Origin of the sequence: Streptomyces sp. NRRL F-6492, from assembly GCF_001280125.1 — a bacterium.
Classification (GTDB): domain Bacteria; phylum Actinomycetota; class Actinomycetes; order Streptomycetales; family Streptomycetaceae; genus Streptomyces.
This window is the reverse complement of sequence record NZ_LGEG01000094.1, coordinates 1-1,509: the sequence shown is the minus strand read 5'-3', so window position 1 is coordinate 1,509 and position 1,509 is coordinate 1. Positions and strand designations below refer to the sequence as shown.

At 64.7% G+C, this 1,509-nt stretch carries 3 protein-coding genes; all 3 read left to right on the top strand.

Going from position 1 to position 1,509, the window contains the following annotated elements; all coding sequences use genetic code 11:
• The first annotated feature begins 129 nt into the window (after window positions 1-129).
• Entirely contained in the window at window positions 130-522 is a 393-nt protein-coding gene (locus ADL08_RS09905; protein ID WP_159043039.1) for a hypothetical protein, read from the top strand.
• Window positions 500-745: an SUKH-4 family immunity protein gene (locus ADL08_RS38695; protein ID WP_078968090.1), complete on the top strand. Its 246-nt coding sequence runs from the start codon at window positions 500-502 to the stop codon at window positions 743-745. The genes ADL08_RS09905 and ADL08_RS38695 overlap by 23 nt, the downstream gene beginning before the upstream one ends.
• 230 nt (window positions 746-975) lie before the next feature.
• Window positions 976-1,236: a hypothetical protein gene (locus tag ADL08_RS09900; protein ID WP_053641709.1), complete on the top strand. Its 261-nt coding sequence runs from the start codon at window positions 976-978 to the stop codon at window positions 1,234-1,236.
• Window positions 1,237-1,509 lie beyond the last annotated feature (273 nt).

Below are 1,509 nucleotides of genomic sequence, written 5' to 3'. Positions count from 1 at the left end.
ACGAGCGGAAGGGCTCGCACTTCCTGGCCTTCCTCGGTCTCGCAGCCGCCCTGACCTGTTACAAGAAGCTCGCGAAACTCACCACGTGAGACAACCTCTAAGACTCGGCCCGAGACCGGAAAAGACTCCATGAGTTTTGACATCTTCGTATGCCGGTTCGAGAACGGTGAACCGGCACCGCTGGACACGAATGCCGCGCACGGGGTCCTCTCCCCATATGTGGTCGCGCGGGATCCCCGGACGAACTTCCTGCAGGTACGTACGGCGGAGAGGGAGGAGGCCGGTGCGTTCTTCTCCAGCCCGGACGACATCACCTTCAACCGCTTCGGAGACGACGGAATCATGGACCTTCTGGCCGTCCTGCTGCGCCGGCTGGATGCCGTGCTCGTCGTCCCGGGCGGACCGACCGTGATTCAGCGGGACGAGGACCGCGACCTTCCGTCCGCCGTTCTCAGGCGCGAGTGGCCCGTCGTCGTGGCCCACACCGGCGCGGAGATCGATCGGGCGTTCCGGGCTTCCTGAACGAACAGGCGGTGGCCCTCTTCACAGTGACATCGAATCCCTCGTCTACGCCCTCACCGAATTCGAATCCCTGCGCCAGCCCCTGGAAGACGACGATGGTGAAACCGAAGAACGTGTAGGCACCCTACGCGCTCAGATCAGCGCATTCGATCCGCTCCCGTTCGCGGACGAAGAATCTCAATGGCACCTCACGTTCGAAGAAGTCATCGACGGCATCTGGTAGCCCTTCCCAAGGCCCGGGGCTTGCCGTGAATGCCGTACCAGTGACGCGCCAGGCCGACACCGTGCAACGGCGCGGAACACTCACCGGGGTGACCAGCCGCCGCAGCGCAAGCAGGACGTCGACACACGAAGCCCACCATGCCGGGCCCGCTCACGCGGTCAGAGCATTGCCCCCGTACGCAAGCTGGACCGTGTTCGTTTTGCCTTACCTTCCCGGGGCACCCGGGCGTCATGGACACCACAGCAGGCACGGAAGAAGTGATCGAGACCCAGGGCGACGAGCACCGTGTCGTCCTCAGCGCCGACACCAACGGTGACGGCAAGACCGACGTGTGGATGACCGACACGACCGGTGACGGGAAAGCCGATCTCTACCAGTTCGACACCACGGGCGACGGACAGATCGATGTCACCATCGCCGAACGCGCCGAGGAACCCGGAGCCGACCGCCTCGTGGTCGAGGGCGACGGCGGCCACCCCCAACAGACCTGATCCCGCCTTCGCCCCTCCTTCGAGGACCTCACGAGACGCTGGACGCAGGGGTCTCACGATAGAGGAGAGGGGCGCACACGGTTTGTTCGGACCGTTGCTCCCGCCCTCATCCCGCCACCACCTCCCCATCCCTGAATGGATCACAGCCCATGGCGCAGGTCCTCGGTTCGCAGTCGTACTGGTGTGCGGGGGCCGCGCGGGGGCATACGGACGGCACCCTTTCGAAAGGAGCTCCGCACATGCTCGGTATAGCCGCCGCCGTCCTGTTCTTCA